The sequence below is a fragment of the Streptomyces sp. NPDC059456 genome (assembly GCF_042750055.1).
Lineage (GTDB): Bacteria > Actinomycetota > Actinomycetes > Streptomycetales > Streptomycetaceae > Streptomyces.
In genome coordinates this window covers 1-6805 of sequence record NZ_JBHYVA010000437.1, presented here as the reverse complement: position 1 = coordinate 6805, position 6805 = coordinate 1, and the positions used below count along the sequence as shown (strand labels likewise).

8 protein-coding genes are annotated in these 6805 nt (G+C 74.6%); 3 read left to right on the top strand and 5 right to left on the bottom strand.

What is annotated here, in order from left to right; all coding sequences use genetic code 11:
* A partial coding sequence (locus tag ACFXA3_RS29490) for a GNAT family N-acetyltransferase (protein WP_385191594.1) occupies window positions 1–483 on the bottom strand: 483 nt, incomplete at its 3' end.
* Window positions 484–598: 115 nt separating this feature from the next.
* On the opposite strand from ACFXA3_RS29490, the gene ACFXA3_RS29485 reads away from it, so the two are divergent.
* Entirely contained in the window at window positions 599–1021 is a 423-nt protein-coding gene (locus tag ACFXA3_RS29485; protein ID WP_385191593.1) for a DUF350 domain-containing protein, read from the top strand.
* Window positions 1022–1042: 21 nt separating this feature from the next.
* Here the strand turns inward: ACFXA3_RS29485 and ACFXA3_RS29480 are convergent, their stop codons facing one another.
* The 4 genes from ACFXA3_RS29480 to ACFXA3_RS29465 form a co-directional block, all read right to left on the bottom strand.
* Complete coding sequence (locus ACFXA3_RS29480; protein WP_385191591.1) at window positions 1043–2257, bottom strand: acyltransferase; 1215 nt, start codon at window positions 2255–2257, stop codon at window positions 1043–1045.
* Window positions 2254–3297 (bottom strand): alpha/beta hydrolase, encoded by a 1044-nt coding sequence (locus tag ACFXA3_RS29475; RefSeq protein ID WP_385191589.1) that lies wholly within the window; start codon window positions 3295–3297, stop codon window positions 2254–2256. The genes ACFXA3_RS29480 and ACFXA3_RS29475 overlap by 4 nt, the downstream gene beginning before the upstream one ends.
* A 120-nt stretch (window positions 3298–3417) precedes the next feature.
* Window positions 3418–4098, bottom strand: coding sequence for a response regulator (locus tag ACFXA3_RS29470; RefSeq protein ID WP_385191587.1), 681 nt, complete (start codon window positions 4096–4098; stop codon window positions 3418–3420).
* Entirely contained in the window at window positions 4095–5426 is a 1332-nt protein-coding gene (locus ACFXA3_RS29465; protein WP_385191586.1) for a sensor histidine kinase, read from the bottom strand. Before ACFXA3_RS29465 ends, ACFXA3_RS29470 begins: the two co-directional genes overlap by 4 nt.
* 84 nt (window positions 5427–5510) lie before the next feature.
* On the opposite strand from ACFXA3_RS29465, the gene ACFXA3_RS29460 reads away from it, so the two are divergent.
* Complete coding sequence (locus tag ACFXA3_RS29460) at window positions 5511–6458, top strand: AEC family transporter (RefSeq protein WP_385191584.1); 948 nt, start codon at window positions 5511–5513, stop codon at window positions 6456–6458.
* The coding region (locus ACFXA3_RS29455) for an HXXEE domain-containing protein (RefSeq protein WP_385191582.1) at window positions 6455–6805 on the top strand (351 nt) is incomplete at its 3' end. The genes ACFXA3_RS29460 and ACFXA3_RS29455, both read left to right, overlap by 4 nt.

Sequence of the window (6805 nt, the reverse complement as noted above, 5' to 3'; positions counted from 1 at the left end):
CGCGCGGGGGGGGGGGGGGGCGGGCGCCCCCGCGACCCCCACCCCCCGGGTGGGTCCGAGGCGCGCGCCGGCCCGCCCGGGCGACGGCGCATGCGGCGCGCCCATCGCCCGGTAGAAGCCGGCCGCATGCGGATCGGAGTCGATCAGCAGCCTGCGGAAGCCGAGTCCGGCGGCCCGGCGCAGCGCGTCACGGTACAGCCGCCGTCCCACGCCGCGCCCGATGGCGTCCGGCTCCACGAACAGCAGTCCCAGCCGGGCCACCGGCGGCGCGCCCTCCAGGGAGGCGAGCCCCAGCACCCGGCCGCCGGACGGGTCTTCGGCCACCACGATCCGGCGGTCGGCCACCTCCCCGGCCCTGATCCTCAGTTCCGGCGCACAGGACGCCAGGAAGGGCCCGTCGTACCCCCAGTACGCCTTGGAGCGGAGCACGAGGGCGGTGAGCGCCCGGGCCTCGCCGGGCCCCGCCGCCCTGAGCTTTACCATTCCCTGACCTCCCCATGGTCTGCCGCGGGACCGTGCGATAGATTCGGCCACCCTGACGGCAGGAGCGCGTCAGGTACGGCAGGTCCTTCCTACCCCCGCGGAGAACGGCTTCTCAATGAGCGACATCGTCAACGGACTTGGCCGCACCAGCGCCTTCGGCGCCCTCGGCCTGGTCCTGCTGGTCCTCGGCATCGTCCTGGTGGACGTGCTGACGCCCGGGAAGCTCCCGAAGCAGATCTGGGAGGAGCGCAACCGGAACGCGGCCATCATGCTGAGCTCCGCGCTCCTCGGCGTCGGCGGGATCGTCTTCACCTCGATCTGGACCACGTACGACGACTTCGGCAAGGGCCTGCTGTCCACCGCCGCGTTCGGCGTGCTCGGCCTGGTCCTGATGGGCGTGGCCTTCCTGGTGCTGGACTGGGTGACCCCCGGCAAGCTCGGCGCGATCGTCGTCGATCCGCAGCCGCACCCGGCGGTGTGGGTCACGGCCTCCTGCAACCTGGCGGTGGCCGCCATCGTGGCCGCCTCGATCGCCTGACCCACCCGCCCCCCACCGCGGCTACGCCAGCCCCAGGGCGAACACGGCGAACCCGGCCGCCAGCACCCCCGCGAGGGTGCGCCGCACCGCCGTCGCCCGGGTCCACGGCGCCTCGAACCGGCGCGCGTACCGGGCGATGCCCACCAGCAGGACGGCGAACACCGGCATCCACGCCAGCCGCGCCGCGATCCAGGCGGGGCTGTCCGGAGCCGTCGTCAGACCGGTCAGCGCGCCGGCGAACGAACCGGGCACGGCCGCCGCCAGCATGGCCGTCTGGTGCCAGCACAGGATCGTCATCGCGCACAGGTTGATCACGACGACCGGGGCCCACAGCGCCGGCCGGGCCAGCAGCTTCGCCAGCCGGTCGCGCAGCAGCATCGCCGCCCCCGACTGCGCCGCGGCCAGGGCGAGGACCAGCAGCGACGGCGGGTGCGAGTTGGTGCGCGCCGCACCCGGCACCCCGACCATCGACGCCGGGTAGTGGAACACCGTCAGCAGCGCCGCGAACAGCACCGTCCCGCCCACGAGGAGCAGCCGGGCGCCGCGGCGCCCGATCCGCCGCTCGCCCCAGTCCACGCCGAGCTGGTACGCGAACAGCCAGCCCGGCAGGACGTTGACCACCGCGAGCCAGGACGGCACGGATGCGGCGAACGGCCCGTACCGCAGGAAGTCCACCACCGCGACCGAGGCGAACAGCGGGGCCGCCGCCCAGCCGCCGAGCCGCCGCGACGCCCGCACGCAGTACGGGGTCAGGGCGGTGACCACCACGTACACCCCGACGAACCACAGCGGTTGGACCACCAGCGTGGCCCCCGTCCGCAGCGTGGCCTCCGGCACCCCCGCCGCGTACAGCACCGGCGCGGCCAGCGCCCACACCGCGGTGACCCCGAGCACCGGCCGTCCCAGCCGGGCGATCCTGCCCTTCAGCCAGGCCCCGGCGGAGCCCGGACGGCGGTGGTAGGAGAGCACCGAGGCGTACCCGCCGACCAGGAAGAAGATGCCGAGCATCTGGAGCACCCAGCTCGCCGGGGCGAGCGCGCCGAACGCGGACAGCGGGCTGGCGTTGTGCAGGCCGCCGTCCGCGTCGAGGGTGAACCCGCCGAGCAGCCAGTGCCCGGTGGGCACGGCCAGCAGGGCGAGGGCGCGCAATCCGTCGACGGCCCGGTCGCGGTGGGCGGGGGTCTGCCGCTCGATCCGGTCGGCCGTCCGCTTCAGCAGCAGGGTCGGGGAACTCATCGGACCTCGCCCTTCGCGATCGCGGCGAAGGCCGCCAGGGACCGGGTGCCGGGTACGAGGTAGCCGGTGTGGCCGTGCACGTCGCCGGCGGGCACCGGGCGGGCGCCGAAGGCGGGGGAGGCAGGATCGGCGCCGTGGCCGAGCCCGGCGAGCCGCACGTTCGGTACGTCGGCGATCCAGTCGGAGGGCCCCCGGGCCGCCCAGACGCGGGCCCGGGTGTGCAGGCCGGCAACCGTGTCGGCGTGCATGCCGGGGGAGCCGAACACGACGATGTCGCTCGCGTCCGTGCGCCGGGCCGCCAGACCCCCGACCACCGAGCCGTAGCTGTGGCAGAACAGCACCGGATCGGGTGCGCCGACCGCGTCCAGCCCCTGCGTGAAGCGGACCAGCCGGTCCGCGCCCGCCTCGGCGAGCCGCCCCGAGGCCGCGTCCAGACCGACCCCGACGGGCGTGGTGTAGCCGGTCCACGCGATCACCGCGGTGTCCGCGCCGGCCGCGGCGCGCAACGACCGGGCCATCCCGGCCGGGCCGGTGGCCGGCGCGCGCTTCGCGTCGTACGTGGTGGCGTCGCTGTCCGAACCCGGTACGACCACCGATACGTGCGCGGCCCGCCCCAGATCCCCGAACACCTCGACGACCTGGCCCCGCCCGCGCGGATCGAAGGCGAGGATCCGGCGGCCCGGCGAGGCGAGCGAGGCGTAGCGCGCCTCGCCGGTCGCGAGGACGGCCAGCCGGTTGGCCTCGTACCGGAGGGTGACGGGGGCGCCGTCGAGGTTGCCCACCACCAGCGGGTGGCGCCGTACGAGCTCCCCGCGCTCCGCGTCGTCGAGCCCGGCGAAGAACCGGGCCACCTCGTGCGGCGGGGTGCCCGCCGGGTCGGGCAGCGGCCGTCCGGCCGCGGTGTCGGCCCGCCAGGCGGCGGCGCCCGGCGGCGGCCCGGTGACCGCCTGGACGCCGTCGCCGGCAGCCCATCCCGCGGTCCCCCCGACCACGGCCAGGGCCAGTGCGGCCGCGGCCAGGGTCCTTCCGAAGCGGCGCATGCCCCTTCTCCTCTCCTCGTGACGAGGAGGAAGGTAGGAAGGAGGTACCGCACCGGACGTCGGACCGTGGTGCCAAGTCGGATGTCATACCCCGGTAGGGGGTGGAGGAGAGACGCCGGGTCAGTCGCTGTCGCCGGGGCGGACCAGGCCGGCCTCGTAGGCGAAGATCACGGCTTGGGCCCGGTCTCGCAGGTCCAGCTTGGCCAGCACCCGTCCGATGTGCGTCTTCACCGTCTGTTCCGCCAGCACCAGGTGGCCGGCGATCTCCTGGTTCGACAGGCCGCGCGCGATCAGTTCCAGCACCTCGGTCTCCCGCGGGGTCAGCCCGTTCAGTCGCAGCGCCGGGTCCTTGCGCGGGGCCGGGCGCTGCTGGACGAAGTCCGCGATCAGCCGCCGGGTCACCGAGGGCGCCAGCAGGGCCTCGCCCGACGCGACCACCCGGACCGCCGCGATCAGATCGGCGGGCGGCGCGTCCTTCAGCAGGAACCCGGAGGCGCCCGCGCGCAGCGCCTCGTACACGTAGTCGTCGATGTCGAAGGTGGTCAGCATCAGCACCCTCGGCCGGTGCACGACCCCCGGCGGCGGGCTGAGCAGCTCCCGGGCCGCCGCCAGGCCGTCCATCTCCGGCATGCGCACGTCCATCAGCACCACGTCGGGATGCACGGTGCGCGAGACCTGCACCCCCTGCCGCCCGTCGGGGGCCTCGCCCACCACGTCGATGTCGGCCTGCGCCGACAGCAGGGCGGCGAACCCCGCGCGCACCATGGCCTGGTCGTCGACGATGATCACCCGGATGGTCAACTGGCTTCCTCGCTGGCTTCGTTCAGGGGCAGGCGGGCCGCGACCCGGAAGCCGCCGTCGGGCAGCGGACCGGTGTCCAGCGTCCCGCCCGTCAACCGTACGCGCTCCCGCATGCCGACCAGCCCGTGCCCGGTGCCCGAACTCTCCAGGGCGCGCGCGGCGTCCCGGGCCGCCGGGCCGTTGACCACCAGCACGAGGACCTCAGCGGCGTCGTGCGTCACCGACACCCGGGTCTCGGCGCCCGGCGCGTGCCGCACCACGTTCGCCAGCGCCTCCTGCACGATCCGGTACGCCGACAGGTCCACGGCCGGCGGCGCCGCCCGCTCCGCCCCGGCGGCGAGCGACAACTCCACCGGCTGCCCGGCCCGTACGGTCGCCTCCACCAGCTGCTGGATCCGGCCGATGCCCGGCTGCGGGGCCAGCTCGCCGGCGCCGCCCGCCTCGCCGTTCGTCCCGTCGCCGCGCAGCACCGTCAGCAGCCGCCGCATCTCGCTCAGCGACTCGCGTGCACTGCCCGCGATCGCCGCGAACTCCTCCTGCACCGGCCCGGGCAGGCCGGGCAGCCGGTACGGCGCGGAATCCGCCTGCACGGTGATCACCGACATGTGGTGGGCCACCACGTCGTGCAACTCCCGGGCGATCCGCGCCCGCTCCTCCAGCAGGGTCCGCCGGGCCCGCTCGGCCTCGCTGATGCTCTCCTGCTCGGCGACCCGCTGCTGCGCGTCGCCGATCCCGCGCAGGGCCCCCGTCACGGCGAGGAAACTGCCGCTCAGCACGAAGAGCAGCGCGGCCGTGGTGGTCACCCCGTCCGGCTCGAAGAAGCCGAGCACCACGCCGACGGCGCCCGTCACCAGCCACACCCCGACCAGGGTCCGGATGGACGCGCGCAGTCCCAGGCAGACCATCAGCACCAGGTACCCGACGATGCTCATCGGCGTCCACGGCCAGGCGTGCCCGGCCACCTCGTCGGCGTGGGTCAGCACCACCGCGCCGACCGTGTCCGCGACCAGGACCATGGCCCACGCGGGCAGCGGCCGCGTCACCGCCAGCAGCAGCGGCACGGTCTGGGCCACGCCCAGCGCGCCCGCCCAGCCGCCGCCCGCCTTGTAGTCGTTGGTCAGCACGGCGATGGTCGCCGGCAGCAGCGACACCACGAAGATGCCGGCGACCACGTACGGCAGCATCCGCTGCCAGGCCTTGGGCGCCTGCGCGAACAGCGGCTCCGCCGCCCGGGCGGGCGTGCGCAGCACCGCCGTGAACCGCATCGGCGCCCGTGACGCCTTCCCGGGGGCCGGTGTACCGGACCGGGCTTCATCCTGATCGCTCATGATCGCACCAGCCTATGCGCCCGAGGGACGCGCGAGCGGGCAGGAGTAGGCTGCTCGCCGTCGATCAAGGGGGATCACGTCCACATGGGCACGGCTGCTGCGCTCGAAAAACTCGTCCCGGTACTGCTGGCGTTCGGCGGCGGCGTGCTGCTGGCCCGCCGCAAGACCGTCCCGGCCGAGGCCTCCAAGGTGTTCGCCGACTACGCCTTCCTCTTCGCCGTCCCCTGCTACCTGTTCGGCAACATCTACAAGAGCGACCTCGGCGCCCTCTTCAACTGGCGGGCGATCGGCGCCTACGCCGCGGCGGCCGCCCTCGCGGTGCTCGCCATCGCCTGCGTCTCGGCCGCCCGCGGCATGCGGGAGCCGCGCGACGTGGCGCTGCGCGTGATGGCCGGGGTCCAGGTGAACACGGCCTATTTCGCCGTCCCCGTGTTCATCACTTTCTTCGGCACGGCCGCACCGATCTTCCCCGTCCTGCTCTTCCAGGTCTGCGTGCTCTCCCTCGTCGTCATCTCCATCATGGAACTGGGCCGTGCCGGAGCGGGCACGGGCGGTCCCGGGCAGCGGCTCTCGCGGGCCGTCGCCGCCTCGCTCGCCACCCCCGTGGTGCTGTCCTGCAACGCCGGAATCCTGCTCAACCTCCTCTCGGTGCACCTTCCCCGGGTCGTCCTGGACGGGGCCGCGTTCGTCGGCGACAGCGCCTCGCCGATCGCCCTGTTCGCCCTCGGCCTGCACCTGGGCGGGACGGGGCTGGACGTCCGGGGCACCTCCCGCGAGGAGCTGGCCCTGATCGCCTTCAAATGCCTGGCCTTCCCGCTGCTGGCCTGGGCGGTGTGCGGGGTGCTGTTCGGCGTACGGGGGCAGTGGCTGACGTACCTCGTCCTGATCGCCGCGATGCCCACCCCGCAGAACCTGTTCGTCTTCGCCCAGCGCTACGACGTCGGCGTGGACCTCTCCGCCTCCCTGGTGGTCAAGAGTTCGGTCGTGTCGCTGCTGCTGCTCCCGGTCTGGCTGCAGACTGTCGCCTCATGAGCACACCGATACGAACCGCCGCCACGGACACCGCCGTTGCCGCGACCGGATGGGGGCTGCTGGCCGCCTGGGCCCTGCACGACCTGGAGGAGGTGGCGACCGTGGGACGCTGGGCCCGCACCCGCGTCCCCGTCCTGCGCGAACGCCACCCCCGGGTCCCCGACCGCGTCTGGGACCTGCTGGGCAGCACGGACGGGCGGCAGTTCGCCCGCGCCGTCGGGGTGATGGGCGTCATCGTGGCCGCGGCGGCCGCCGACGGCCACCCCACCGGCGGCCGGACCGCCTTCAACCACCCCGCTCTGAACGGCTTCGGCCTGGCCGGCCTCGACCCCCACGCGCCGGCGGCG

Excerpts from the sequence above, each read along its gene's own strand:
- ACFXA3_RS29485 (WP_385191593.1), top strand. The coding sequence starts at position 599 with ATGAGCGACATCGTCAACGGACTTGGCCGCACCAGCGCCTTCGGCGCC.
- ACFXA3_RS29480 (WP_385191591.1), bottom strand. The coding sequence starts at position 2,257 with ATGAGTTCCCCGACCCTGCTGCTGAAGCGGACGGCCGACCGGATCGAG.
- ACFXA3_RS29475 (WP_385191589.1), bottom strand. The coding sequence starts at position 3,297 with ATGCGCCGCTTCGGAAGGACCCTGGCCGCGGCCGCACTGGCCCTGGCC.
- ACFXA3_RS29465 (WP_385191586.1), bottom strand. The coding sequence starts at position 5,426 with ATGAGCGATCAGGATGAAGCCCGGTCCGGTACACCGGCCCCCGGGAAG.
- ACFXA3_RS29460 (WP_385191584.1), top strand. The coding sequence starts at position 5,511 with ATGGGCACGGCTGCTGCGCTCGAAAAACTCGTCCCGGTACTGCTGGCG.